We start from the raw sequence: 25,410 nt of genomic DNA on the forward strand, positions 1-25,410 counted from the left end.
TTGAGCGACCGTTTTGGGCGTGGGCAGTTAGGATGAGGATGACGAAAATACAAAAGGAGATCGCCATGGCGACCAATGCAAAAGACCGCGCCGTGAATACGGACGAACCGATGGGCAACGATGGCGTCAAACGCGAGCCGCACGAACGCGATGAAACGCCGGATGGTCAGGATACCGAGCCACGCGGCATCATGAAGCAGGCCGCCAGCGACCTCGAACAAGGCCTGATCGACACCGAAGCACGCGGCACGCCGGGCATTTCCGAGGCGGTCAACGCCGCACCGGGCGCGAGTGGCCAGGCCACCCCGCTGCCGGACCGCCATCGCGACATGCGCGACCACGAGGCCGAACCGGCGCCCGAGGCAAAAGACGACGACACTGACAACACCAACGAAAGGAATTAAGACATGACAATCAAACGCGACGGCAGCGCCGTATGGAGTGGTGGCATCAAGGATGGCAAGGGCCAGGTGTCGACCGGTAGCGGCGCACTGAAGGACCAGCCATATGGCTTCAATACCCGCTTTGAAGATGCACCAGGCACCAACCCTGAAGAACTGATCGGTGCGGCGCACGCAGGCTGCTTCACGATGGCGCTGTCGGGCCAGCTCGGTCAGGCCGGCCTGACCGCCGACGAACTGCGCACCAAGGCCACCGTGTCGATGGAAAAAGTCGAAGGCGGCTTCTCCATCACGGCGATCCACCTCGAACTGCGCGCGAAGATCCCGGGCGCGAGCCAGGAAGCCTTCGACAAGGCAGCGACCACGGCAAAGGAAAACTGCCCGGTCTCGAAGCTACTGAACGCCACCATCACGCTCGACGCCAAGCTCGAGAACTGATAGCAGGATTGGATGCGCATCGGGCCCTGTCCGGCAAGGAAACTGTCAAAGGCATAAAATGACGGTCTTTCCGAACCATATAAGGCACACACGATGCGCATCCTGCATACCATGTTGAGGGTCGGCGACCTGCAACGCTCCATCGACTTCTACACCACCGTGCTGGGCATGAAACTGCTGCGCACGAGCGAGAACGCCGAATACAAATACAGCCTGGCCTTCCTGGGCTACGGCAGCAATCCCGATCATGCCGAACTCGAGCTGACCTATAACTGGGGCACCGACAGCTACGACATGGGCACGGCCTACGGCCACATCGCCATCTCGACTGCTGACATCTACGCGACCTGCGACCAGGTGCGTGCAGCCGGCGGCAACATCTCGCGCGAGCCAGGCCCGGTCAAGGGCGGCACCACGGTGATCGCCTTCATTACCGATCCGGACGGCTACAAGGTCGAGCTGATCGAACGCGCCGACAATGCCAGCGGTGGCGGCCTGAGCAAGTAAGCCTGCCGCCTGCAGGGATCGCGCGGCGCTGCTACAATCGCCGCGCCTGCATCCTGCAGGCAACTACAAAATTACGTCTTCGGGGCGGGGTGCGATTCCCCACCGGCGGTATGACCAGCAACGGTCGAGCCCGCGAGCGCCTGCCCGGCATCATGCCGGGCAGGGTCAGCAGATCTGGTGCGATGCCAGAGCCGACGGTATAGTCCGGATGAAAGAAGATGTGCGCGTTCACGCGCCCAGCCTGCCCTGCCTTGCGTGGGGGCAGACGGGCGTGCGGCTGCGCTTTGCCCTGATGCGTTTTTCGCCCACTTTGCGAGGAGCGTTTCACATGCTGGTTTCTACCCATACCCTTTTCAGTCACGACCTGGAAGGCCGCATCGCCGCGGCGCTGGACGCCATGCGCGCCGGCATTCCGGTCATCCTGCTCGACGATTTCGATCGCGAGAACGAGGCCGACCTGATCGTCGCCGCCGAACACATCACCAGCGACACCATGGCCCTGATGATCCGCGAATGCAGCGGCATCGTTTGCCTGTGCCTGCCTGATGACAAGGTGCGCGCACTCGAACTGCCGCCGATGGCGCCGGACAACGGCAGCCGTTACGGCACGCCGTTCACGGTCTCGATCGAGGCGCGCCATGGCGTGACCACGGGTGTCTCGGCCGCCGACCGCGTGACCACGATCCGGGCCGCCATCGCGCATGACGCCCGGCCGGACGACGTCGTGCGCCCGGGCCACGTGTTCCCGCTGCGCGCCACACCCGGCGGCGTGCTGGCCCGCGCCGGACACACCGAAGGTTCGGTCGACCTGGCCCGGCTGGCCGGTCTGCAACCGGCGGCTGTGCTGTGCGAATTGATGAACCCCGACGGCACGATGATGCGCGGCGAGCAGATCGAGCAATTCGCCGCGGAGCGCGATTTTCCGATCCTGACGATTGCTGAACTGATTCAGTGGCGCAAGGCGCGGGCACTGTAAAACAAAAAACCCGGTCGCCACTTGCATGGTCGACCGGGCTTGCGTGATGCAGCAGAAAATTACTCTACCAGCAAACTGTTCACCGGCGTCAGGTCGGTCTCGCGCAGCGAACCTGCCGCCGCTTTCAGGCGCAAGCCATTGACGATCACGTCATAGCGCGCACGCGACAGGTCGGTGCGGGTCTGGTATAGCTGGCGCTGTGCATTGAGCACGTCGATATTGATCCGCACGCCCACCTGGTAGCCGAGCTTGTTCGATTCGAGCGCCGACTGGCTCGACACTTCCGCCGCTTCCAGTGCTTTCACTTGCGCCAGGCCGCTGTTCACGCCGAGGAACGACTGACGCGCCTGCAGCGCGGCATTGCGGCGCGTTGCTTCCAGCTCGTTGCGGGCGCGGTCTTCCAGCGCGATCGATTCACGCACGCGGCTGGTGACCGCGTAGCCGCTGAAGATCGGCACGCTCCATTGCAGGCCGATCGCATTGTTCTTGGTGTCGCCCGAGCTGCCGGTGCGGCCGTTGATGTCGCGGCGCGTCGAGCTGGCCACGAGGTCGAGCGTCGGCATGTGCCCGGCGCGGTTGCGCGAGATATCGCGCGTGGCGATTTCCACCTGGAGCTGGCTGACCGTCACGCCATAGTTCTGGTTCTCGGCCGACGACACCCACGGATCGACCGTGGCCGGCTGCGGCACCGCCAGCGTGGTACCCGGCTTGAGCGCCGCCAGGTTGCCCGGCGCGGTGCCGATGATGGCCTGCAGCGCGTTGCGCTTGTTGTCCAGGTCATTGACGGCGGCGAACTCCTGCGCCAGCACCAGGTCGTACGCGGCTTGCGCCTCGTGCGTGTCGGTGATGGTCTGGGTGCCGACTTCAAAGTTGCGCTTGGCCGATGCCAGTTGCTCGGTGGTGGCGTCCTTCTGGGCGCGGGTCGATTCCAGCTTGTCCTGCGCTGCCAGCACGTCGAAGTAGGCCTGCGCCACGCGCGTGATCAGGTCTTGCTGGGCCTGGGCAAACTGGGCTTCGCCAATGGCTTGCTGCAGCTTGCTCTGCTGATACGTTTCCCAGCGATCCCAGCGATACAGCGGCTGCTGCAGCGCCAGCGTGTATTCGTTGGTGCGCAGGTTCGAGCCGCTGCTGCCGACGATGCCCGGCTGGCCGTTCGGCAAGGTGCCGAGCTGCCCGACATTCCATGGATCGAAATCACTGTCGTTCTTGCTGAGTGCACCGCTGATGCCAACGGTCGGGAGTAGCCCTGCACGCCCCTGGATGATGCGCTCGCGGCTCGCCGACAGCGAAGCACGCGCACTCGCGTACGTCGCGTCATTGGCCAGTGCCTGCTGATAAACCTGGATCAGGTCGGCAGCACCGGCGTTGAGCGAGAAGCACGCGCTCGCAAGCAGCACGGCGATAAGGGGTTTCTGCATTGCTATCTCCACAGGGGTCATCAAGTTTTTGGAATCAGGTCAATACGTCGGCATCGACGGATCGACTTGCACAGCCCAGGCGTGTATCCCGCCCGTCAAGTTGGTTACATTGTCAAAACCATTGCGCTCGAGGAAGGCAGCAACCTGCATGCTGCGCGCCCCGTGATGGCAGATGCAGACGACCTCGCGGTCGTCGTCGATCTCGGTCACGCGCACCGGAATCAGGTTCATCGGAATCTGGGTCGAGCCGGCAATCCGGCACGTCTCGAATTCCCAGTTTTCACGCACGTCGAGCAGCAACGGCTGCTCGCGCGCGGGATCGGCCAGCAAGGCGGCCAGTTCGGGAGCAGTAATCTGTTGCATCACGGCGTCCTCAGAACGTGAAACCGGACGGCTTCGTTGCGCCCGTCAGCGGCTTGGCGACGGTTTCGAATACGGTGACTGCCTCATGCGCGGTGGCCGAGGTGCGGGTGATCAGCTGGCACGTCATGGCCGGCGCCGCACCGACGATCGCGATCATGCGGCCACCGATTTTCAGTTGCTTGATCAGCGACTCCGGCAGCAGCGGCAGCGCGCCCGAGACGACGATCACGTCGTAGTCGGTGCCGGTGGCCCAGCCCTGGGCGCCATTGCCCACTTCGACCGCGACATTGGTGATGCCGGCAGCGTCCAGGTTCTGCTTGGCCTGGGCAGCGGTTTCCGGCAGGATTTCAACGCTCGTCACATGACGCGCCTTGCTTGCCAGCAGCGCTGCCAGGTAGCCCGAACCGGTGCCGATCTGCAGCACGTTGTCGCCCTGCTTGACGCCAGCCTCTTGCGCCATGCGCGCTTCGACCTTCGGATTGAGCATGGCTTCGCCGCCCGGCAGCGGGATTTCGGTGTCGGCAAATGCCAGGTTCTGGTAGGCCTGTGGCACGAATTGTTCACGCTTGACCACGTGCAGCAGGTCGAGGATGTCCTGGTCCAGCACATTCCAAGGACGGATCTGCTGTTCGATCATATTGAAGCGGGCTTGTTCGATATTCATTTCAGTTCTCGGTGGAAAAATAAACAATCCGATATTCTAATCCGTGAACGGTGCTGGAACCTACCTGAATAGGTATCTCGAGGCACATCTTATCCACGCACGCCTTCCCCAGAGGAAAATTGCGACAGTCTGCAGTTTGGAGGGGATGAACGCCAGAAAACCGTCCCTGGCGTGAACGAGCGTTCAGCGGGCCGGTCGGCCAGCCGGCACGAGGCCATTGAGGGTGATGTCGAGAAAGGCGTCGAGGAAGGCTTCGGGATGCAGGTCGCAGCGCTCGCACGGGGCGATGGTGTGTTTCCAGGTGGAGAGCATCAGCATTGGCGCGATCAGGACCTGGGTGGTCTGGGGAATATCGATCGCGCGAAACTCGCCGCGCTGTACACCACGCTCGAGCATGCTGGAGATCATGCGCATGCCGCGGCTCATGACTTCGGTTTGATAAAAGCGGGCCAGCTCGGGGAAATTATCGGCTTCCGCAAAGATCAGCTTGCTGATGCCGGACGCCTTGGTCGCACCCACCCGATGCCACCACGACAGGATCACGCTGCGCAGCAGGTCGGCGCTGTGGCCTTCGAATTCGGCCACCGAGATTTCGGCCTGCCCCAGCATCGGCACGATACTCTGGCGCACGACGGCCTTGAACAGATCTTCTTTGTTGGTGTAATACAGATACAAGGTGCCCTTGGACACACCGGCGCGTTTGGCCACGTCTTCCAGGCGGGTGGAGGCAAAGCCGCGCTCGACGAACAGCTCGACGGCAGCCGAGAGCAACTCCTGCGGCCGCGCTTCCTTGCGACGTTCCCAGCGTGGCTTGCTGTCTGTTTGGCAGTCCATTTTCCCACTCAGAAATTATCTAAGGAACAACCAATATAGACCTGTCATGTTGTTGCCGTCAAGCGACCACTGCCGGACTAAAAATAGGTTGTTTTTTGCCACAAAAAGTACGAACCCATCATCTGATGCAGGCGTCGCGGTCCGATGTATACTTGCGGTCTGCCACTTTTCAAACGCCATGCTGTCCACTTCTGCCCCCTTCCAGTGCCGGCCGCAATGCGGCGCCTGTTGCACCGCTCCGTCGATCACCAGCCCGATTCCTGGCATGCCTAATGGCAAGCCGGCAGGCGTACGTTGCGTGCAATTGGGAGAGGACGAGCGCTGCCGCATCTTTGGGCAGCCCGAGCGGCCAGCCTTTTGCGGCGGACTGCAACCGTCACACGAGATGTGTGGCGATACGCGAACGCAGGCGATGGTCTGGTTGGGTGAGCTGGAACGGCTGACGGCGCCCGGGCCCGTGTGAATACGGTGGCTTAGACCGCTGGCTTGCCGCGTGCCTGTTGCACGCGCTGGAACAGGCCGCCGAGCGTCAGGCCATCGTGCCAGATGTCAGCCAGCAAGACACCATAGCGTTCGCGCAGTGCGCGCGCCAGCGGTTCGATGTCGGTGGCGTCGGGCATCCAGCGCGTTGGCTTGGCAGCGCGCACGACATTGAGCACCGGATCGTCAGGGCGCAGATGCAAGCGGTCGCAGTCGCCAAAGGCACAGGCTGAGCCGAACACGGCGAGGAAATCGCGGATGTCCTTGCGGGATGCGGAAGGGAAAGAACTACGCCATGCCCGACCCTGGAAAGGCCGGTAGCGCAAGGCATTGGGCAACTGCCAATCATGAAATGCTACCCAGGCCAGCGCAGCAAGAATGAGGACAAGAATAAGACTCATGGGCTTGAGTGTAGCACGCGTTTTTGCGCATGACACATCTTTACAGCGAGATTAAAACGGCCCCGATGCCATCCGCAGCAGCTCGTACGGTTCAGTTAGCCCAACGGCAGCCGCCCCGCTCATGGTAAGCTCTGCCCCCTCGCATGTACCTCCCACAGTTCACTTCCACAGCACAAAAACACCATGGATATCGTTCTCGCCATTAAGGCAATCATCATGGGCCTGGTCGAGGGTTTCACTGAATTCCTTCCGATTTCGTCGACCGGCCACCTGATCCTGATGGGCAGCCTGCTCGATTTCACGGGCACCAAGGCAACCGTTTTCAAGATTGTCATCCAGGCCGGCGCCATGCTGGCCGTGGTCTGGGAATACCGTGATCGCATCGCAAAGGTATTCGCCGGACTGGGCGCCGATCCCGTCCAGCAGCGCTTTGCGCGCAATGTCGTGATCGCATTCTTCCCCGCCGCCATTGCTGGCGTGCTGTTCAGCGCGGCCATTACCGAAGTGCTGTTCCACCCGATTCCCGTGGCCGTCGCCCTGGTGCTCGGCGGTATCGTCATTCTGTGGGTCGAGCACCGCAACCGCCAGAACCCCAAGCCGGCGCGGGTCGAAACGGTCGACGACATGAGCATGCTCGATGCGCTCAAGGTCGGCTTCGCGCAAGCGTTCGCGCTGATCCCCGGCACCAGCCGTTCGGGCTCGACGATCATCGGCGGCATGCTGTTTGGTCTGTCGCGCAAGGCGGCCACCGAATTCTCGTTCTTCCTGGCCATGCCGACGATGCTCGGCGCCACGGTCTATTCGATCGCCAAGGAGCGCGACCTGCTCTCGATGGCCGATGTGCCGCTGTTTAGCCTGGGCTTTTTCTCAGCGTTTATTTCCGCATTCCTGTGCGTGCGCTGGCTCCTGCGTTACATCAGCACGCACGACTTCACGATCTTTGCCTGGTACCGTATCGTATTCGGTATCCTGATCCTCGTGACCGCCCAATTCGACCTGCTTACCTGGGCGGACTAAACCTGCAGCATCAGCCGGTACAACACACAGCTTGAACACTTTGTCCGACATTGATCGTATGAATTCAGACACCGGCGTCGACACGGGCACCGACACTGGCGCCGACCTCAGCGCGCGTGCCCTTCACGTGCTCGAGACCGTCTTCGGCTACCCCGCCTTCCGCGGCCAGCAGGGCGAGATCGTCGAGCACGTGGCCAGTGGCGGCGACGCGCTGGTCCTGATGCCCACGGGCGGCGGCAAGTCGCTGTGCTACCAGATTCCCGCGCTGCTGCGCGACGGCGTCGGCGTGGTCATCTCGCCGCTGATCGCACTGATGCAAGATCAGGTCGATGCGCTCGAAGAAGTTGGCGTGCGCGCTGCGTTCCTCAATTCGACCCAGACGTTCGAAGAAGCGATGCGCATCGAGCGCCTCGTGCGCACTGGCGAAATCGACCTGGTCTACGTGGCGCCCGAGCGCCTGATGACGCAGCGCTGCCTCGAGCTGTTCGATGCATCCAAGATCTCGTTGTTCGCGATCGACGAAGCACACTGCGTCTCGCAATGGGGCCACGACTTCCGCCCCGAGTACATCCGCTTGTCGATCCTGCACGAGCGCTTCCCGAACGTGCCGCGCATCGCGCTCACGGCGACAGCCGACCAGCAAACGCGCGCCGAGATCGCGCTGCGCCTGCAACTGGGCGAAGCGCGCCAGTTCGTTTCGTCGTTCGACCGCCCCAACATCCGCTACTCGATCGTCGAGAAAGCCAACGGCCGCAAGCAGCTGCTCGACTTCATCGCCGGCGAGCATTCGGGCGACTCGGGCATCGTCTACTGCCTGTCGCGCAAGAAGGTCGAAGAAACCGCCGACTTCCTCAACGAAAACGGCATCCGCGCCATGGCCTACCACGCCGGCATGGAATACGCGGTGCGCGCCAAGAACCAGGCACGCTTCCTGCGTGAAGAAAACATCGTCATGGTCGCCACCATCGCCTTCGGCATGGGCATCGACAAACCCGACGTGCGCTTCGTGTGCCACCTCGATCTGCCCAAGAGCATCGAGGGCTATTACCAGGAAACCGGCCGCGCCGGCCGTGACGGCGGCCCCGCCAGCGCCTGGATGGCCTACGGCCTGCAGGACGTGGTGCTGCAGCGCCGGATGATCGACGAATCCGAGGCCGACGAAACCTTCAAGCGCGTGCTGTCGATGAAGCTCGACGCCATGCTCGGCCTGTGCGAAACCCTGTCGTGCCGCCGCATGCGCCTGCTCGACTACTTCGGCGAACGCTCCGGCCCGTGCGGCAACTGCGACACCTGCCTGATCCCGCCGGTGAGCTTCGACGGTTCGGTGCCGGTGCAAAAGCTGCTGTCCACCATCTACCGGGTCGACCAGCGCTTTGCCGGCGGCCACGTGATCGACGTGCTGCGCGGCGCGACCACCGAACGCATCACCCAGTGGCACCATGACAAGCTCACCGTGTACGGCGTCGGCGCCGACCGCAGCGAGCAAGAATGGCGCGCCATCCTGCGCCAGGCGATCGCGCTGGGCCTCGTCACGGTCGACCACGATGCATTCAGCTCGCTCAAGCTGACCGACGCCGCGCGGCCGGTGCTCAAGGGCGAGCAGACCGTGCAGCTGCGCCAGTACCAGAAACCAGTCAAGGCCAAGCGCCCTTCCACGTCACGCTCGACGTTCGAGGAAGTGGAGCTGTCGCGCTCCGAACAAGGCATCTTCGAGCGCCTGCGCTCGTGGCGCATGGGCACCGCGCGCGAGCACGGCGTGCCGGCGTACGTCGTGTTCCAGGATGCGACGCTGCGCGAGATCGCCAAGGTCAAGCCGACCTCGATCGACCAGCTGCGCGGCGTGACCGGCGTGGGCGAGAAAAAGCTCGTGTCGTATGGCGACGCGATCGTCGCGATCATCAACGAGATGCTGTAGCGCTATTCGCGAAACAGGTGCGTGAAGCTGCGGCTGACGGGCAGCACTTCGCTGCTGCCGCGCAGCAGCACCTGCATGCGTTCCGCGTCGATGCGCTCGGCGGCGCGGATCGCCGTCACCTTCACGACCGTGCCGCGATGGATCTGCCAGAAGCGGTCGGCATCGAGCCCGCCCAATAAATCCTTCAACGGAATGCGCACCAGCGCCTCCGACCCTTCCAGCACCACGCGCGTGTACTTGGTATCGGCCTGGAAGAACAGCACTTCCTCGACGTCGATCAGGCGGATCTGCTTGCCCACGCTGGCTTTCAGCCATTTCAGTTGTTCGCGCGCTGGCGCGGGCGACGCCGCTTTTACTTGCCGGACGACTGCGCTCACATCCATCGGCTGGCTGTCGAGTTTTTCGCGCAGCCGCGCCAGCGCTTTATCCAGGCGGCCCGGCTGGATGGGCTTGAGCAGATAATCCACCGCACCGGCGTCGAACGCATCGACTGCGTACTGGTCGTAGGCGGTGACGAACACCACGTGTGCCTGGCGGCCGATGCGCTCGGCTACCTCCAGGCCCGACAGGCCGGGCATGCGGATGTCGAGGAACACCACGCGCGGCGCATGCTCCAGATAGGCGTCCCAGGCATCGAGGCCGTTGTCGACCGCCGCGATCACCTGCGCGTCGGGCCAGGCCAGCGCCAGCATGCCGAGCAGGCGCTCGCGCATCAGCGGTTCGTCTTCGGCGACCAGGATTGTGACTGTCATTGCGCGTCCTTGCGGGGGATGAGGAGTTCGGCCAGCAGGCCCGGTTCGGCTTCGCTCAGCGCCAGGCTGGCGCTCTCGCCATAGGCCAGGCGCAGGCGGCTGCGCACATTCTCCAGGCCCGTGCCATTGCCGGGCGTGTCGCTCATGCCCACGCCGCTGTCGTGCACCGCGATGCGGATCCGGTCGGCGTCTTCCTGCGCGGTGATGGTGATGTCGCCGCCACGCAGCGATGGCTCGATGCCGTGCTTGATCGCGTTCTCGGCCACGGTCAGTACCAGCATGCTGGGAACCTGGGTGGCGGCCAGGCTGGTGGGCAGATCGATCCGGAACCGCAGGCGCTCACCCATCCGGATCTGCATCACGGCCAGGTACGATTCGACCAGACCGAATTCGGTGGCGAGGCTCACCTGCTCGCAGCGCATGTCGCTCATGCTGGCGCGCAGAAAATCGATCAGGTGCGCCGTGAGTTCGGCGGCGCGCGGCGCGCCTTGCTCGGCCAGTTGCTGCACGGCGCCGAGGGTGTTGAACAGGAAGTGCGGTTCGATCTGGGCGCGCAGCAGGCGCAGTTGGGTCTCGCTCAGCTCGCGTGCTAGGCGCGCCTGTTCGGCGTCCTGCTCGAGCTTCAAGGCGAGCAGCGCATAGTGACGATTGCGCACCGTCGCCAGCACGAAGCCGGGCAACGCCACCAGCACCAGGACGCCGAAACCGGTCACCATCAGCACTTTCGGCGCCGTCTCCAGCAGGCGTGTCCAGGAGTCGCCCCTGAGGATCACGACGATTAACGAGCCGAACAAGCCACCCAGCATCCCCAGGACGATGGCGTTGGCAAGCAGCTTGCCCCCGCGCTGCGAATACTTTTCATGGTTGAACCAGATCCCGACCAGGGCGGTCAGCACACCCAGGCCAACGGCATTGGCTGCCACGACAGCTCCCAGCATCGACAGCTTCGGCACGAAGGCCATCTTGACCAGCGCGCCGAATATCGAAAAGACCAGACACAGCTTGGCAAGGAGGCGTACCAGCGCCCAGCCACGGTAGGTTACCGAGATGCGATACATCTCCTGGCGCTCGATGTGCGACAGCTTTGCAGCCTTGCACGCCATGGCGCGCCGCCATCCGGCTGGGGCCTGGTCAGCCAGGCCAGGCGTCTTCAACACCGCCAGCAGCTCCTGTTCCCACTCTGTCCACCAGTTCGCGACGCGTCCCCACATGGCTTCCTCCGTTCTCGTCAATGTATAGCAACGAGACCAGTCTGGGGAAGAACCGCTGCCGTGGACAGCGGCGCGTGACGAACGACGAAGGGAATGGTGCGAACGACGACTTCTTTACTTGCGCGTGAAGACCAGATCCCAGACGCCGTGACCGAGCTTGATGCCGCGGTTCTCGAACTTGGTCAGCGGACGATAAGCCGGCTGCGGTGCGTAGCCGTCGGCGGTATTGGTCAGTTCGGGCTCGGCGCTCAATACTTCGAGCATCTGCACTGCGTAGTCTTCCCAGTCGGTCGCCAGGTGCAGGTAGCCGCCCGGGGCCAGCTTCTGGCACAGCAGCTTGACGAACGCCGGCTGGATCAGGCGGCGCTTGTTGTGGCGCGCCTTGTGCCACGGGTCGGGGAAGAACACGTGCACGCCGTCGAGCGAGCCATCCGCGATCATGTGATTCAGCACCTCGAATACATCGTGCTGGATCAGGCGCAGGTTGGCGATGTCCTGCTCGCCGATCTGCTTGAGCAGGCTGCCGACGCCCGGCGTGTGCACTTCGACGCCGATGAAGTCTTTCTCCGGCATCAGCTTGGCGATGTGGGCAGTGGTGTCGCCCATGCCGAAGCCGATTTCCAAGATCACCGGCGCGGTGCGGCCGAAGGCCTGCGCCACGTCGAGTGGTTCTTTCTTGTACCCGATCAGGAACTTCGGCCCCAGTTCATCGAAGGCCCGCGCCTGCGCGGTCGACAGCCGGCCCGCGCGCGTGACAAAACTGCGGATGCGGTGTTCGGTGGGATCGTACAGCATGGACCGCGCCGGGCCATTGTTGGGCTTATCAAGAGACATGGGATGTGGGGACGAAGAAAGTGAAGAGGAAAATGCGGCTGTCATTATAGCCGACGCGCCGCGCCGCCCGGATCGGCCATAATCGCGTCTTCACCCAGCTTGCCGGAGTTTGTCCATGCATTCCACGAAACACCCGATCGCCATCGACGAGCATATCGCCGCCGTCAACCTGACCTCGTTCCACTATGGCGCGCCGGGCAGCGGCAAGAAGGTCTATATCCAGGCCTCGCTGCACGCGGACGAAGTGCCGGCCATGCTGGTCGCACACGTGCTGCGCCAGGAACTCGAGCGCCTCGACGCCGAAGTCCGCATCAAGGGCGAGGTGATCCTGGTACCGGTGGCCAATCCGATCGGGCTGGCGCAGGTGATCCACGGCGCGCCGTTCGGCCGCTACGACCTGGCGACCGGCACCAACTTCAATCGCGCCTACCGCCACGTGGCGCAGGATGTGATGGCGGCAGTCGATGGCCAGCTCGGGCAGGACGCCGCCGCCAACGTCGCGCTGATCCGCGAGCATGCACGGCGCTCGGTGGCAAGCTGGGAGCCTGGCAACGCGACCGCCGTGCTCAAAAAAACGCTGCTCACGATGGCGATCGACGCCGACATCATGCTCGATCTGCACTGCGACACCGAGGCGGTGCTGCACATGTACGCGGGCACGCCGCTGGTCGAGGCAGTGCTGCCGCTGGCCGCGCTGATGGAAGCGCGCGTGCTGTTGGTGGCGACGGAATCGGGCGGCGAACCGTTCGACGAAGCGTGCGGGCGTCTGTGGTGGGATCTGGCGCGCCACTATCCCGATGCCACGATTCCGCCGGCCTGCGTGGCCGTCACGGTCGAACTGCGGGGTGAGAACGACGTCAATTACGACTACGCGCGCAAGGATGCCGACGCGCTGCTGCGCTACCTGGCGCACCAGGGCGTACTGGATATCCCGGTTGGCGACATGCCCGCCTACGCCTGCGCGCCGACACCGCTCGACGCGGTAGAGCCGCTGACCGCGCCACATGCGGGCGTGCTGGTGCTGCGCAAGGCGCTGGGGGACCGGGTCGAAGCGGGCGAGCCGATTGCGGACATCGTCAACCCGGTCAGCGGGCAGGTCACGCCAGTGGCGGCGAGCCGGCCGGGGTTGCTGTTTGCCTGCACGGCGCACCGGCATCTGCTGCGCGGTATGCACGTGTGCAAAGTGGCCGGGACGGACTCGTTCAGGATCGGGGATTTGCTGTCGAGTTGAGGTAGCGCGGCTCTTTTCTGTTGATGACTTGGGCAACTGCGGCTGCCAACGCGAGCGCCGGCAGCAGCCATGAGTGGCCGATCTTCAGCTCCATCAGTGTCGCGCCGCTGACCAAGCACCAGCTTACCGGGATCAGCCAGAAGATCGCGGGCGCACGCCATGCGAGCAGCACGCCCAGCGTGGCGACAACTGTGGGATCGGGGACGATGCCGAAGACTTCTGCTTGACGCCATTGGCCACCATCGCGAGCCAGCGCCAGCAAGGGATAGGCGAGGATGGCCAGGCCAGACAGTCCGAGTGCTAGAGGTTGAGGTACTGGCGCTGCGTTACCTGGCCTGTATGCGCGCCAGCACAATAGCAGCGCCTGCACGGCAAACGCCGCAGCAAAATACGGCGCCGCCGTGTTGATCTCGGCGTAGCGCTCCAAGTGATACGCCCATGCCACCCAGCCCCAGGCTGCAGCGAGCACCAGCGCCGCTGATCGTTGCAGGTGCTGGCGTGGCCGCGCAATGGCGCCGAGCACGATGACGCCCGCCACCAGCGCCAGCAGATGTGCAGGCCAGATCGCGGCGTTGTAGCTCTCGATGAGCCGGAAGTAGCTGCGGCTTGAGAACATCAAAAAATCGGACAGCGAATACGTCCACCACTCGCTCATGCCAGCCTTTCGACATCCTGCGCGATGCGCTTGCGCAGCGCCTCGTCCGGCATGCGACCGGTGCCGGCCAGCAGATTCTCGCGCACGTGTGCGACGCTGGACGTGGCCGGAATCGCGCACGTGACGGCCGGATGCGACACGATAAACTTGAGCAGCGCCTGCGCCCACGTCGTGCAGCCGATATCGGCCGCCCACCCCGGCAACGGCTTGCCGGCCAGCGCCTGCGTCAGGTCGCCCTGGCGAAACGGCCGGTTGACGATCACGCCGATCTTGCGCTCGCGCGCCAGCGGCAGGATGCGCTGCTCGACGTCGCGATCGAGTGCGTTGTACGAGATCTGCACGAAGTCGATCGGCTGCGACGCCATGATTTTCTCGATCTCGGCATGCCGCCGGCCTTCGGACGTGGTGATGCCGACGTAGCGCAGCCGCCCTTCCCGCTTCATCGCCAGCAGGATTGGCAAATGCTCTTCCCATGACAGCAGGTTATGCACCTGCAGCAGATCGAAGCGCGGCACGCGCCACAGCTTGCGCGACGCCTCCACTTGCGCCACGCCACGCGCGCCGCCACTGACCCAGACCTTGTCGGCCGCAAATAACCGGGCAGGCTTGAGGGTTTGCACGGCCTCGCCGATCACGTCCTGGGCCGAGCCGTACATGGGCGACGAATCGACCAGCCTGCCGCCTCCGGCGAAGAACTGGCGCATCACATCGACCGATTCACGGCGACCTTGTGGGTCGCGCCCGACGTTGAAGCTGATCCAGCTGCCAAGGCCGATGAGCGGGAGTTGTTCGCCGGTCGAGGGGATCGGGCGTGTGAGCAAGGGCGCGGGTGGCGCAGCAGCCAGCAGCGGCGACAGGGCCAGTCCGCTCGACGCGGCAATCATGGACGCCAGCAGATGACGGCGTGATGGGGAGGTCGGTGGCATGCAGAGCGCTCCTTGCTTGGACGGGTGACATACAAGGCTACATCGGCGCGACTGAACGTGGCGCAGCGCTACACGGTGAGATGCTGGGTCAGGCATCGTCCACACTACATCATCGCCGTAATCCGACAAGCACATGCCGCATCCAGTTCAGCCGCAGCAAATGTCCAGTAAGTCAATGCCATGCCGAATTTAAGATCTGGAACGATGGTTCCAACACCGGAAGAAGATGCGGAAATTACAGCCGCAGCGATGGATGACCCTGACGCGCGTCCATTGTCCGATAATGAGTGGGAGCTGGTGAAGCCGATACGTAGCGGAGATGTGCCTGTCGATTCGGGGAAATCTTGAACCCAGGCGTTCGCGTCAGGTCATGATTGGAGCGGGTGAAGGGAATCGAACCCTCGTCGTAAGCTTGGGAAGCTGACCAAGGAACGGCTTAACCATGCGGGTTTGCGACCTAAAACCGCTCTACAAAAATCACCAATTCATCCCTCTACAGGCCAGCATCCATGCGGTGCTCGTAAAGTTTGTGGAGCAGTTTTTAAGAGGCTTTAGCAAGATATGTGCAAACAATCGAGTTCGACACAAGCCTGCTGTGAGGCGAACGATTCCGACATGCTGGGCATGCAAATAAGGTTTGACACAACGCACGTCGAAGCTTCACAAATCTCAGGATTGCAAAAATAAAGTTGGACGCAATTTGCTGATTCCCCCGCCTTAAACGGCCGCTTTCTCCCATTAGCGCACTCTCATATACAATATCTAAATGCTTTATATTGCCAATTTGCGAGATGGCTAAGATTTTTTAAGAATTGTTAGAACTTCGTCCATCGCTACACAGACGGTATATCCAGAATTTGCCACATCGGTATTGACTACATCATCCCGATTACTATGCCATTTTGTTTCATATGGAATGTATTTTGAAACAACCCCGACAACCCTGAAAAATCCGTCCTCGCAATGTTCAACAACTGGCCCTCCACTATTTCCTGGAAAAACAAAAGAATCAATCACGAAAGTAGAGTTTTCGAGATAGATGCCTGCAACAATTCCTTTGCGAATCAATGGTTTTTTGAAGTCATAGAAACTGCTGTTTCGCATGCCAAGCGATGTAGGATACCCCATCACGTAAACATCGCTTGCCAATAAGACTGAGTCTAATTTTCCTAATGCTTCCACATCCGCGGATACCACGGAGCCATTTCCTTCTTGCAAACGCTTAACGTATGGCTCCGGAATCAGTTTAGTCGGCCTTTTAAATTCATCTTGCAGATACTTGAGTGGAGTACTATGATCAAACCCTTCTGTGGCAATATTTTTTCCAATTAAAATTGCCGCCACATCGTGCTTCTCGCTGCATAGAATTATAGAATCATTCAAATCAATGTTAAAAATCCAAGGTAACGTAGAATTTTTGTCACTACTATAAAATGTCAAAATCAAATTTTCTCCATAGAGTTGCCCATGGCGATTGTAGAGAACATGTTTTGCTGTTATAAGATAGTTTTCCCCATCGATCTTCAAGCGAAATCCTGAGCCAATTGATTTTCCCTCATTAATTACGATTAGAGCTGAATATGCGAGATTATCGTGTGGAATGCGGGTAGGGAGATTGATTTTCATTAGCGGATTGTTTTTATGGACGCTAGAGTTTGCGTTTTTTTTCGGATGTGTTTTTTTAGTACCCATTTTTTATTGATCTCCATAGAATATCGTAGCTACACCCAACAACCGCTTATGAGTGATAGCGGAAGTTCGACAGAGCATGTTCGTCCTAGCCTTTCCTGTCAAATTTTTTTGTGTCGAACTCTCCTGTCTCGCATCCGATTTTATTGCTCCTCCACGCAAGGCATGAGCAGTTTTCAAGACTCCCGCCTATGCCTTAAAAATCAAACTCTTGGCGCGAAATCGTTTCCGCAGATGGAGCAATTTCGACGTGTCTAAGCCAATGTTTACATTGGTTTTTCGGCATGGTTGCGGAACGATTTTGGAGGTCAAAACCGATGCGGTAGTATCGTCACAGCAGAGGGGGTAGCTATGAGGAACGAGATTTACGACGAATTGGACGAACTGCCCGCGGCTCTGCGGGTTGACATTCCGGCGGCTGATCTAGCGCTACTGGAGCGGGCGGCGCGCGCCATCGGCGCCGTGCGCGTTGAGGTGATTGATGGCGAAGGCTACGTCAACCTACACTTCGATGACGGCTCAGTCCTGCACAGCTGGAATCCTCTGGTGTTCAGCGGTGATGCGCTGGATCTGGCAGTAGACCTTGGCTTGCGCATCGAACCACTGAAAAACACAGTAAGCGGGCGTGCGTGCTCCGCAATCGCCACTCGTGATGCGCGGGCCGACGTCCGCCACGCCATCACCCAGGCCGCAGCCGAGCTCTAAAATAAGCCGGCAGGTTCAGCAGCACGATCCCAGCTGTAAATGATGACTTCATTTCGCTCAGCGCCACGGCCCCCCCCTCCTACCGTGTAGGTGATCGGGACCGTATCCATCTGAAAGTCTGCAAAGATTCGGCGGATGTCCGGATGATCGTTCAAACTGACAATGGCTTTACCCTTTAAGTGCCTCATCATCGAGGCCATCGTCTCGTATTCCTCCAAACCGAAGTCAACGCCGTAGCCCGCTGTCTCCCAGTAAGGTGGATCCAGGTAGAACAGCGTATGGGGTCGGCCGTAGCGATCCATCAGCTTGGCCCAGTCCATGTTTTCGATATAGGCGCCGGATAGCCGAAGGTGTGCGGCCGACAAATTTTCTTCGATCCGAAGGAGGTTGATGGGCGGCGCGGTTGTAGCTGTGCCCCAGGACTGCCCTTCCACCTTGCCGCCAAAAGCGTGCTGCTGCAAATAGAAAAAACGCACTGCACGCTGAATGTAGGTCAGCGTGTCAGGCGACGTCTCTTGGTGCCACTTGAACACCTCGCGACTGGCCAATGCCCATTTAAAGTGGCGCACGAATTCTTCCAGGTGGTGTTGCACGACCCGGTACAGGCGTACAAGCTCGCCGTTGATGTCGTTGATGACCTCGACTTTTGCAGGTGGCCGGAGAAAGTAGAGAGCGGCGCCGCCGGCAAACACTTCTACGTAGCAATCGTGAGCAGGGAACTGAGGAAATATGTGATCGGCTAGGCGTCTTTTACCACCGAGCCAAGGGATGATTGGATTTGCCATTCTTCTACGAACTCCCATTAATACTGTGCGGATATACAGTATAGGGTGTTCGCTATGAAAATTTTTCCCTCTGAATGCGATATTGCCGAGAAAAACTATAACTTTGACTGCTCCTGACTATCAGGCTTACCCCCTAGCGGACGCTGCGCTTTTTGGCGGCTCGTCTGACCGCCAACTCTCGTGCAGCATCGAGCGCTGTATCATGGATCTTCATCCACTTACAGATTTTATCTCCTAGTTCTGGTTGCAGAAATAGGGGGGCATTGACAGCATAACTCCAGGAACGATATCGGGTAGTTTTTCTCTCAGTACGACTGTAAAACATGTTTTGCCATGTCAACGCATCATGAGACGCATGATCCTTTTTTAGCAAAATGCTTTCCAAAACCGCCCCTTTTAATTGACCTCGAATTCTACTTTTACCTTTGATGATATCTTCAACTTCTCGAACGCGCTCCCGAAGTACATCATCGCTGGGCTCTTCAGAATAGTGCCGTTTGTTTAATGGAACGCAGTACTGACGCAGTTTCCAAACAAGGGAATCAAGCTGAAGCAGCTCAAAACTATCAATAGTGAATGAGGTAAGAAGGTATCGGTCGCCATTCCACTGGGCCAAATGATTGAATAATTTCTGTTCGCCCTCTTCCAATTCGATTCGAAAAGGAAGCAACTCTCTTATCCGTCCCAAAGCTTTTGTTAAGTTATGACTTATATCTTTAGTATTTATACGATGAAGAATAAGAATGCACTTTAAGTATTTTTCCACAGCCTGGGATGCAGACCACAGAAATGGACCCGATAGGTGTGACTTCATTAACACCCTCGCGGCTACGTAATCCAAGTCTCCGGTGTCCCTAAAGCAACGGATCGCAAAATGATTTATTTTTGCGTGCTCAGTCGGCTCCCGATCGTCTTTCTCCATGACAATTACCATTATCGATGATAGATGCTTAGAGTAGCACGATGCATGGTTCCATTTCGCGAGTGCCAGACGGAAGTCTTGAAACTTGTATGGGCGCCTGCGATAGCGGACAGTCAATGCGGCCACGCCTGGACGGTCTTAGCATGACGTGCTGCGCATTCCGCATATTGCTGTAACAACTCGTTGGCCCATTCCTGCCATACATCATAGTCCGCCGCAGCTGGGCGTTCAACGACCGGGCACAGCGCGGCCAGCGCGCTATCGAGAAATGCTTTTGTTGGCGGCTTCGATTGCGGCGTCGAGGTTGCGCACGCGGACAGGGTCAGGCACACAGCCAGCAGGAAGTTTCGGTGCATTGCGCAGCTCCTTGGTGAGCGCCGACATGCGCGGCGCCAGGGTGGATTGAATGGCGGCGAACTCGGTGGCCGCCGTGGTGATGCGCGCGGCGTCGGCCTGCAGCGTGGTCAGCGCCAGTTCCGACTGGCTGCGCATGGTTTCCGCGTGCGCGCGCTGCAACTCGGCGATCTCGGCGTCGTGCCGCCAGCCGTTCGTGAACCAGCCAGCAGCGCCTGCCAAAGCCATAGCCAGCAGCAGGCCCAGGCCGGCCGCCAGCGCGCGGTATTGGGCCGGGATCATGGCAACCCCTTCAAGCACAGCTCCGCGCTCGGCCTGGCGCCGGCGCGTGAGGCCACGCACTTCCTTGCCGCCGACCTTGTTCCACATCAGCAGAGCATTGCAGGCGCCGACCATGTCGCCCGCGTTCGTGCGCCGCGCCATGCTCGATCCGCAGAAGCCACTCACACCGACGTTGTAGGCGATATCGACGAAGCCACCTTCTGGCCATTGGTCAGGCGCGCGAGCGGGATGCACATGGCGGTGCCGGCGGCGTGCCGCTCGAGGTCACGATCGAGCTGAGCGCGGCACTGGGCGGGCGTGTACGTCTTGCCCCAGGCCGCGCATCGGACTGTCTGCACTTGGGCACCTAATAGAAAAGCCGCCCGGCGCATGGGTGCGAGGGGCGGCGAAGATCCTACTGGCGCAGGACCGGAGACACGGGAGCGGACGGCGGGGCTCTCACCCGCGGCTGGGCAGCTGCGCCCGTGATGATCGGGGCCCTTACGTGGGCAAGACGGAAAGCCTCAGAGCTATCTGCTAAGTAGACCGCTAATGCAAAAAGCCCGAACGTTTAACGGTTCGGGCTTTCTTTGGGCGTGCAGAGACATCCAGTGCGCAGAGTTTACGTCCAATACAGCCGTGTTGCAAGATTGTTGCGCAACTTCTTTTCAAGTTCGTTACGGGCAGCCATCAGCACGTCCTCGTACCGCGTATTCGGAAATCGCCAAGCCAAGGCGATTCCCTGGCTTTTGTAGATAGCCCAGCGGTCGCGCATCGCCAGACTATCGACCATCGCGTTCACTGCCTCGCCTACCGTCAGGTCGGCGGCGCGCTGGCGTTCGTGCACGTCACGCTCGTAGACGCCCTCACCCGTCAGCTTCATGCCGGCGGCACCCAGGTCGCGATCATCGGCGCGCATGAAGTCGACCCAGCAGGCCAACAGTAATGCATAAGGGTCCAGTTTGTTGAAAACTGACTTGGCCACCTCGCTACGGCGGACACGGCGAAGAGCTGAACCGGTGAGATTCTAAGTGTAGCGACGTCCGACATCAAGCTCTCCTGTGATTACACACACAGCTATTCTCCACGTTCAGACAGAAAATTTCCTACTAACAAAACAAAAAAATTGACATGCAACATAGTTGCGACGACTTTGATACATTGCTTGCAACGGCAACGGCAACGGCAATGGCTTGTCTAACTGATTTGCATTGCTCAAAAAGCGCCTGAGAAAACCCAAAAATCAGACACTATATGGACTTCGCCATTAAGAGAATTTGACCGATTTGATCAACAGTCACGAACTCCACAGGAGTCATCAGACTTCAATAATCAAACTCTTTTCTATTTGATCAACGTATTTTTCTGCCCCTCTAGTTAATCTTCTAGAGAACTCATTTTCGATAGCTAATCGTAATTCCTCAGAAGGGTTGCTTAAACGAGCTTTGCCAAACATGAGCACCTTATCATCTGGAAACTCATACTTTAAAATACCGGCACTTTGTGCGCAAATTAGCGTTCCGTAAACATATTGGAAATTTAAGCTTTTTTCAAATAAGATTTTTAAGTCACAATATGATTTATTTTGTTTTGCATCAGATAACGCTTTCATCGCGACTAGTGCGAGAAGACTTGATTTCGCCAAAAACGTCTTAATTTTTTCTGCATTCCACATAGTCCGAAGCTCTTCAGAACCGTTTAACACTCGCTCAACCGGTGCTCGTTTACGCACTTCGTCGCGGAGTTCACCGAACTGGCTTGGGAAGGTGTCGAGCCGACCTGCAATCTCGGAAGTTTTATTCGAAACTGTTTCAATCGTCGCACGAAGCTCACCAATCAGCAAATGCAATTCCTCGTTTCTCTTTTCTGCACGATCTTGCAGCGTTTGGCCTCCAGCAACTACCGTGCGCAAAGACGTTCCTATATTGCTGATATCTTGAGCTGACGCTTGAATTGACCCTAGCGAACCATTCATCGAGTTGCTGGAAACAAAGGAATAGATAATAGCCAGTACGCCAAGAACAAGAGAAGTAATTGTCGCAGCCACGCTTAGATATTCTGTAAAGCCTGGTAGAGAAGTCCAGTTCCTAGTTGCTAGAATCAAAATTATTCCAACAAGGATCACTACCGTGTAGAAAAAGTGAATTTGGAGGGAATTGTGTTCTTTTTCGAATTCAGGCTGTGACGGATCCATATGTTCCTGTGCAATGGTATGGTTTAACTTAAAGCAACATTTAATGTTGCAATTTGGAAATTATTTGGTATATTACAACATCCTATGCGTTCGCGCTATAAGCATTCTCTTTGCCTGTGGCACCAAGACATCAGATTTGCCAATGGCGATATCGAACAGCGATTTCTCTAGTCATAAAGTCTTGTATTTGATATGAAATTCTTTGAAGCCTGTTGTGTTTTATTCCCCACATCTACAATCATAAATCGTTGGTTCACGAGCGGGACCGGCGTGTGGTGGTGAGAGACCTACTGCGTTCGAATAATAATTTTATTCGGCGACAGCATGCAGATCTGAAGGGGAAGATCATTCCGGTCAACTTGCATGATGTCATCGAGAAAATTTACGTCGCACCCGCTGAGGCTCGATGACTCATTGATCTAGTCAAAAAGTTGTTTGACAATATGACTTTTCCGACATCTTACGATACTCAAACTTGGCACACCCGCCGGTCCCCTATCAGATCAATGCATACTTGCTGTCCCAGCGAGCGGCCGCCCGGCTGAGTCATTCCCGATAACTCTTTATCATCCGGAAACCCTGGATTTCCGGGCTTCATTTGACGTTACGCGCCATTTTCACGCCACACTAACCGTCAAATGCACCGTAAAATGTCCCTTCGACTCCCCACGATGCTATAAATGGCTATCCCAACTGAACCAGTTAGCGCGCTTACACTCATATTATCCAGCGCTGTAGTGAGCGCTGGCGTCAACGTCACATGGAGCGTTATCGCCCGATACTTGGATCGGCGCAAAGAAGCCCAAAAGATCGATCACGTGTATCTTTCGTTGGCTCTGCAGATGGAGGAGTTCGCACGTCAGTGTAACGGGCGCATCTACGATGTAAGCGAGGCATTGCGCCGGTACTATGATGACCATGACATGGCCGCATTCGAAAACTTTTCACGATTCGTTCTTGACTTTGCGCCTGAGCCAGATTGGGTGTCACTTCCAATCCCATTTGTGGCGAAGATAAAGTCTCTACAGAGCCGCTTCGACCAGTGCAACTCTTGGGTCAACATGCAATCCCAGCTATGGGCTGGACTTGATGATGCGTATGCTCTCGACGAAGAGCGGCTTGCGTTCTATGGTAAGAAAGCATGCGAAACCGCTGCTGACATCCGTTCAAAAATCAAGGCAGGGCCCGGCGAAAATGAAGACTTGATCTCGCATTTCGACACGGTCTTGGAGAGTCGCCGAAGTCTCTATTCACAGTATCCTGATAGCCATACATTCATCCCTGAATTACGAGCGCAGTTTGACAGCTTATGCCCCGCTCATTAGCCCAGAAAGCTCGCCAATTTTCTCCTGGGCTTGTAGGGCGAGATCGAGGTTTTTTTCGAGGTAACCCATTGTAGTAGCATGACTCTTGTATCGCATGACTCTCTGCATAGTCTGGACTGGCACGCCTGCCTCGGAAAGCAACGTGGCAAAGGTGCCACGCAGACGGTATGGCGTAATTCCTTTGAGCGAGCAAGAGGTGTTCGCCAGGCGCATCACCTGGCGCGCGAAGCCGGATTGAAATTCCTTCCCGTCCTCTCTAGTCACCATCAAGCCTTGGGCCTGACGCAGCGGCTGAAGGTGTTCGACCAGCCAGTCCGGCATTGGCACCGGTTCGGCTCCCCTACCCTTCGTGATTCCAGGCGTGTAGGTTGCACGCTGCCAGTCGACCCACTCCCACCGGGCCGAGGCGCATTCGCTTTCGCGTAGGCCCAAACCAAACATCAAGCGCACGGCGGTGGCTACCACTGGCTTGCGCTTGGCGGCCTCGTCGATCGCGTCGAACCAAGTGCGTGCCACGTTGAGCTGCAAAATAGCGCGCGGGCGCTTCTGCACCTTGAGCATCGGCACGCGCCATGGCGCCGCCGCCAATGTGCCTCGCTTGACCGCCCACATGGTCAGTAGCTTCAGGATACGTAGCCAAGTGGTTTGCGCTGGCCGGCTTGTGGTCCTGTAGGTGCCGGTTGCGTGCCAGTTCGACGTCGGTGGTGGTGGTGCTGTGGATGGCCTTGGGGCCGAGATCATACATGTTCAGGCGCCGGAACGTATCCACGCTGCGAATATGGGCCGCGCTGGCAACCGGCCTGTGCACTACGTACATGCCATCGAGTTCAGGTACGGCAAACAGTCGCCCAGCTTGGCGCGCAGCGCGTCGCCCAGCGAGATCACGTCGCAGCTGCGGCCGGCGGCCAAGTTGCGCATCAGCTCACCGAAGATTACGGCGTGGTCGGACAGAAAAAAGTGTTCGGCGCGGAGATCGCCGAGCCGATCGACTGCTTCGTTGTCGCGCAGCAGCGCGCCGATGACGCTTTGTTCAGCGTCGAGGTTGTCCGGTAGCGGTTTAATTTCGTTGCTCATGCTGGCTCTCTCGATTCGTGGATTTTTTGCGCTGCCTTGCCTTGCGTAGTTAGGACGTACTGGCCATTGACGTCAATCGCCCACGGGCGCAGGTAGTTGCCTTCGACATACTTACGGAACGCTGCCCGCCAGTCCTTGTAGCACTTGGTGGCACCCGTGCCGCCGGGCGGGAACCGGCGACGGAACTCGACCCAGGCCAGTGCCGTGAGGTCCTGCGGCAGCCCGGCCTCCTCGGCATAGCGCCACAGCGGCGCATAGTCGCGCAGTGGCCGGTCACCCTTCTCGGCGCAAACATCGAGGAAGGTTTGCAGCGCGATCGCTCCAGGCTTTCTCTCGGTCGAATCGAGGCCCCCGTCAGGAGGTTTGGGGGAAGTTATTTTAATGTAAATGAAGATGTAGATGGAGGGCCGTCACCCTGCCGCCCACCAAAGGGAGGCTTTGGTGCTAGCTTAGGTAGGCCAGGGGGCGGGGCTATACCGATCTGCCGAATCCGTGCGAAGGGATTCAAGGGCACTCGCTTGGAAAGCGCACGGTCTAGATTACCGATGCGATCTTCGAAGCAGTATGGGCAAGCGCGAGCGTCCCCCTCCGCGATGCCATGGATCTTGCGTATCTTACCGGCCAGCGACCTGCAGATGCACTCAAGATGACCGAGCATGACATCATTGATGGACACTTAATCGTGACCCAGGAGAAAACGAAACAGCCGCCGCGCATCAAGATCATCGGACAGCTGGCCACGCTACTCGATCGCATCAAAGCTCGCAAGGCAGGGTGCAAGGTAAAAACTGCCGCATTACTGGTCAATCTAAATGGAAAGCGACTGACTGCGCCTGCGCTACGCGCGCAGTTCGACAAGGCGCGAACGGCGGCGGCCGTTGCCGTGCCAGACCTGGCGGAAGAGATCAAACAGATGTGGTTCTACGACCTGCGCGCGAAGGCGGCCGATGACACGGCGGACGACCTGGGCGATCAGGCAGCGAGCAATTTACTAGGGCACGAAAATGTCCAGACGACTCGCCGACACGACCTGAGGCGGGGCAAGATAGTCGCCCTTACGAAGTGAAGTAGGTTTTTT

At 59.1% G+C, this 25,410-nt stretch carries 30 protein-coding genes and 1 riboswitch; of the genes, 11 read left to right on the forward strand and 19 right to left on the reverse strand.

The genetic code is table 11. The annotated features are described in order from the left end of the window. The first annotated feature begins 65 nt into the window (after positions 1 to 65). The 4 genes from NX775_RS10010 (at position 66) to ribB (ending at position 2,322) form a co-directional block, all read left to right on the forward strand. On the forward strand, positions 66 to 404 hold the full coding sequence (locus NX775_RS10010) for a hypothetical protein (protein WP_258835856.1): 339 nt from the start codon (positions 66 to 68) through the stop codon (positions 402 to 404). A gap of 3 nt (positions 405 to 407) precedes the next feature. Beyond that, positions 408 to 839 (forward strand): OsmC family protein, encoded by a 432-nt coding sequence (locus tag NX775_RS10015; protein ID WP_258835857.1) that lies wholly within the window; start codon positions 408 to 410, stop codon positions 837 to 839. Positions 840 to 932: 93 nt separating this feature from the next. Further along, positions 933 to 1,346, forward strand: coding sequence for a lactoylglutathione lyase (gloA, locus tag NX775_RS10020; RefSeq protein WP_258835858.1), 414 nt, complete (start codon positions 933 to 935; stop codon positions 1,344 to 1,346). Between the two features lie 71 nt (positions 1,347 to 1,417). Further along, positions 1,418 to 1,570, forward strand: a riboswitch (FMN riboswitch). Positions 1,571 to 1,674: 104 nt separating this feature from the next. Next, positions 1,675 to 2,322, forward strand: coding sequence for a 3,4-dihydroxy-2-butanone-4-phosphate synthase (gene ribB / locus NX775_RS10025; RefSeq protein WP_258835859.1), 648 nt, complete (start codon positions 1,675 to 1,677; stop codon positions 2,320 to 2,322). 59 nt (positions 2,323 to 2,381) lie between these two features. On the opposite strand, the gene NX775_RS10030 is transcribed toward ribB, so the two are convergent. The 4 genes from NX775_RS10030 to NX775_RS10045 form a co-directional block, all read right to left on the reverse strand. Then, positions 2,382 to 3,740 (reverse strand): TolC family outer membrane protein, encoded by a 1,359-nt coding sequence (locus NX775_RS10030; protein ID WP_258835860.1) that lies wholly within the window; start codon positions 3,738 to 3,740, stop codon positions 2,382 to 2,384. A gap of 39 nt (positions 3,741 to 3,779) precedes the next feature. Then, complete coding sequence (locus NX775_RS10035) at positions 3,780 to 4,103, reverse strand: rhodanese-like domain-containing protein (RefSeq protein WP_258835861.1); 324 nt, start codon at positions 4,101 to 4,103, stop codon at positions 3,780 to 3,782. A gap of 10 nt (positions 4,104 to 4,113) precedes the next feature. Beyond that, positions 4,114 to 4,767 (reverse strand): protein-L-isoaspartate O-methyltransferase family protein, encoded by a 654-nt coding sequence (locus NX775_RS10040; protein WP_258835862.1) that lies wholly within the window; start codon positions 4,765 to 4,767, stop codon positions 4,114 to 4,116. Between the two features lie 183 nt (positions 4,768 to 4,950). After that, positions 4,951 to 5,601, reverse strand: coding sequence for a TetR/AcrR family transcriptional regulator (locus tag NX775_RS10045; RefSeq protein ID WP_258835863.1), 651 nt, complete (start codon positions 5,599 to 5,601; stop codon positions 4,951 to 4,953). A 178-nt stretch (positions 5,602 to 5,779) separates the two neighbouring features. Here NX775_RS10045 and NX775_RS10050 point away from each other — a divergent pair, with 178 nt between their 5' ends. Beyond that, entirely contained in the window at positions 5,780 to 6,064 is a 285-nt protein-coding gene (locus tag NX775_RS10050; RefSeq protein WP_258835864.1) for a YkgJ family cysteine cluster protein, read from the forward strand. 10 nt (positions 6,065 to 6,074) lie between these two features. On the opposite strand, the gene NX775_RS10055 is transcribed toward NX775_RS10050, so the two are convergent. Further along, complete coding sequence (locus NX775_RS10055) at positions 6,075 to 6,482, reverse strand: hypothetical protein (RefSeq protein ID WP_258835865.1); 408 nt, start codon at positions 6,480 to 6,482, stop codon at positions 6,075 to 6,077. A 183-nt stretch (positions 6,483 to 6,665) separates the two neighbouring features. Between NX775_RS10055 and NX775_RS10060 the strand changes: the two genes are divergently transcribed. Beyond that, the gene (locus tag NX775_RS10060) at positions 6,666 to 7,499 is read left to right on the forward strand and encodes an undecaprenyl-diphosphate phosphatase (protein WP_258835866.1); all 834 of its coding nucleotides are present in this window, start codon (positions 6,666 to 6,668) and stop codon (positions 7,497 to 7,499) included. Between the two features lie 58 nt (positions 7,500 to 7,557). After that, the gene (gene recQ, locus NX775_RS10065; RefSeq protein WP_258835867.1) at positions 7,558 to 9,414 is read left to right on the forward strand and encodes a DNA helicase RecQ; all 1,857 of its coding nucleotides are present in this window, start codon (positions 7,558 to 7,560) and stop codon (positions 9,412 to 9,414) included. A 2-nt stretch (positions 9,415 to 9,416) separates the two neighbouring features. Here the strand turns inward: recQ and NX775_RS10070 are convergent, their stop codons facing one another. The 3 genes from NX775_RS10070 to trmB all read right to left on the reverse strand — a co-directional run bounded on the left by NX775_RS10070 (position 9,417) and on the right by trmB (position 12,172). Then, on the reverse strand, positions 9,417 to 10,166 hold the full coding sequence (locus NX775_RS10070; protein ID WP_258835868.1) for a LytR/AlgR family response regulator transcription factor: 750 nt from the start codon (positions 10,164 to 10,166) through the stop codon (positions 9,417 to 9,419). Continuing rightward, entirely contained in the window at positions 10,163 to 11,377 is a 1,215-nt protein-coding gene (locus NX775_RS10075; protein WP_258835869.1) for a sensor histidine kinase, read from the reverse strand. The genes NX775_RS10070 and NX775_RS10075 overlap by 4 nt, the downstream gene beginning before the upstream one ends. A 114-nt stretch (positions 11,378 to 11,491) precedes the next feature. Further along, a complete protein-coding gene (gene trmB / locus NX775_RS10080) occupies positions 11,492 to 12,172 on the reverse strand; it encodes a tRNA (guanosine(46)-N7)-methyltransferase TrmB (protein WP_258835870.1) in 681 nt (226 codons plus the stop codon). Positions 12,173 to 12,326: 154 nt separating this feature from the next. Here trmB and NX775_RS10085 point away from each other — a divergent pair, with 154 nt between their 5' ends. Then, a complete protein-coding gene (locus NX775_RS10085; RefSeq protein WP_258835871.1) occupies positions 12,327 to 13,442 on the forward strand; it encodes a succinylglutamate desuccinylase/aspartoacylase family protein in 1,116 nt (371 codons plus the stop codon). Here NX775_RS10085 and NX775_RS10090 read toward each other — a convergent pair. From NX775_RS10090 to NX775_RS10100, 3 genes are all read right to left on the reverse strand, one after another. Beyond that, positions 13,414 to 14,097, reverse strand: a complete 684-nt coding sequence (locus tag NX775_RS10090; RefSeq protein WP_258835872.1) for a DUF6064 family protein — start codon at positions 14,095 to 14,097, stop codon at positions 13,414 to 13,416. The two genes, NX775_RS10085 and NX775_RS10090, sit on opposite strands and share 29 nt — an antisense overlap. Then, a complete protein-coding gene (locus NX775_RS10095; RefSeq protein ID WP_258835873.1) occupies positions 14,094 to 15,023 on the reverse strand; it encodes an aldo/keto reductase in 930 nt (309 codons plus the stop codon). The genes NX775_RS10090 and NX775_RS10095 overlap by 4 nt, the downstream gene beginning before the upstream one ends. 795 nt (positions 15,024 to 15,818) lie before the next feature. Next, positions 15,819 to 16,715, reverse strand: coding sequence for a S1 family peptidase (locus NX775_RS10100; RefSeq protein ID WP_258835874.1), 897 nt, complete (start codon positions 16,713 to 16,715; stop codon positions 15,819 to 15,821). 348 nt (positions 16,716 to 17,063) lie between these two features. Between NX775_RS10100 and NX775_RS10105 the strand changes: the two genes are divergently transcribed. Beyond that, positions 17,064 to 17,417: a hypothetical protein gene (locus NX775_RS10105; protein ID WP_258835875.1), complete on the forward strand. Its 354-nt coding sequence runs from the start codon at positions 17,064 to 17,066 to the stop codon at positions 17,415 to 17,417. Here the strand turns inward: NX775_RS10105 and NX775_RS10110 are convergent. The 6 genes from NX775_RS10110 to NX775_RS10135 form a co-directional block, all read right to left on the reverse strand. Continuing rightward, complete coding sequence (locus NX775_RS10110) at positions 17,414 to 18,202, reverse strand: DNA adenine methylase (RefSeq protein WP_258835876.1); 789 nt, start codon at positions 18,200 to 18,202, stop codon at positions 17,414 to 17,416. The two genes, NX775_RS10105 and NX775_RS10110, sit on opposite strands and share 4 nt — an antisense overlap. Positions 18,203 to 18,335: 133 nt before the next feature. Next, positions 18,336 to 19,124, reverse strand: coding sequence for a HEPN domain-containing protein (locus NX775_RS10115; protein ID WP_258835877.1), 789 nt, complete (start codon positions 19,122 to 19,124; stop codon positions 18,336 to 18,338). Positions 19,125 to 19,382: 258 nt separating this feature from the next. Continuing rightward, positions 19,383 to 19,901 carry a glycoside hydrolase family protein gene (locus NX775_RS10120; RefSeq protein ID WP_258835878.1) on the reverse strand — a complete coding sequence of 173 codons (519 nt, stop codon included), beginning with the start codon at positions 19,899 to 19,901 and terminating at the stop codon, positions 19,383 to 19,385. Between the two features lie 20 nt (positions 19,902 to 19,921). Then, entirely contained in the window at positions 19,922 to 20,098 is a 177-nt protein-coding gene (locus NX775_RS10125; protein WP_258835879.1) for a lysozyme family protein, read from the reverse strand. 263 nt (positions 20,099 to 20,361) lie between these two features. Continuing rightward, complete coding sequence (locus NX775_RS10130; protein WP_258835880.1) at positions 20,362 to 20,724, reverse strand: hypothetical protein; 363 nt, start codon at positions 20,722 to 20,724, stop codon at positions 20,362 to 20,364. A gap of 333 nt (positions 20,725 to 21,057) precedes the next feature. Next, positions 21,058 to 21,933 carry a hypothetical protein gene (locus NX775_RS10135; RefSeq protein WP_258835881.1) on the reverse strand — a complete coding sequence of 292 codons (876 nt, stop codon included), beginning with the start codon at positions 21,931 to 21,933 and terminating at the stop codon, positions 21,058 to 21,060. Between the two features lie 680 nt (positions 21,934 to 22,613). Between NX775_RS10135 and NX775_RS10140 the strand changes: the two genes are divergently transcribed. After that, positions 22,614 to 23,258 (forward strand): hypothetical protein, encoded by a 645-nt coding sequence (locus NX775_RS10140; RefSeq protein ID WP_258835882.1) that lies wholly within the window; start codon positions 22,614 to 22,616, stop codon positions 23,256 to 23,258. On the opposite strand, the gene NX775_RS10145 is transcribed toward NX775_RS10140, so the two are convergent. Together NX775_RS10145 and NX775_RS10150 are read right to left on the reverse strand one after the other, a co-directional pair. After that, positions 23,241 to 23,870: a tyrosine-type recombinase/integrase gene (locus tag NX775_RS10145; protein WP_258835883.1), complete on the reverse strand. Its 630-nt coding sequence runs from the start codon at positions 23,868 to 23,870 to the stop codon at positions 23,241 to 23,243. The genes NX775_RS10140 and NX775_RS10145 overlap by 18 nt on opposite strands. Positions 23,871 to 24,065: 195 nt before the next feature. After that, positions 24,066 to 24,332, reverse strand: coding sequence for a DnaB-like helicase N-terminal domain-containing protein (locus tag NX775_RS10150; RefSeq protein WP_258835884.1), 267 nt, complete (start codon positions 24,330 to 24,332; stop codon positions 24,066 to 24,068). 550 nt (positions 24,333 to 24,882) lie between these two features. Here NX775_RS10150 and NX775_RS10155 point away from each other — a divergent pair. After that, entirely contained in the window at positions 24,883 to 25,398 is a 516-nt protein-coding gene (locus NX775_RS10155; protein ID WP_258836004.1) for a tyrosine-type recombinase/integrase, read from the forward strand. Positions 25,399 to 25,410 lie beyond the last annotated feature (12 nt).

The sequence above is a fragment of the Massilia aurea genome (genome assembly GCF_024753205.1).
GTDB lineage: Bacteria > Pseudomonadota > Gammaproteobacteria > Burkholderiales > Burkholderiaceae_D > Telluria > Telluria aurea.